Source organism: Pseudomonas sp. SIMBA_068 (assembly GCF_046534705.1).
Classification (GTDB): Bacteria; Pseudomonadota; Gammaproteobacteria; order Pseudomonadales; family Pseudomonadaceae; genus Aquipseudomonas; species Aquipseudomonas putida.
In genome coordinates, this window is the sequence record NZ_JAWRYI010000900.1 from 1 (window position 1) to 259 (window position 259).

The following is a 259-nucleotide window of genomic DNA, read 5'->3' on the forward strand; positions in this document are numbered from 1 at the left end:
GACCCTGCTGTTTGTTGAGATCCTGCGCGAACGCGATGTTCAGGCACAGTGGTTTGATGTACGTAAAGTGATGCGTACCAACGACCGATTTGGTCGTGCAGAGCCAGATATAGCCGCGCTGGCGGAACTGGCCGCGCTGCAGCTGCTCCCACGTCTCAATGAAGGCTTAGTGATCACCCAGGGATTTATCGGTAGCGAAAATAAAGGTCGTACAACGACGCTTGGCCGTGGAGGCAGCGATTATACGGCAGCCTTGCTG

General features: G+C 55.2%; 1 protein-coding gene. It reads left to right on the plus strand.

The window, feature by feature from the left end; genetic code table 11:
* Window positions 1-259: hypothetical protein (locus SB756_RS31985; RefSeq protein ID WP_410913489.1), on the plus strand; the 259-nt coding region annotated here is incomplete at both ends.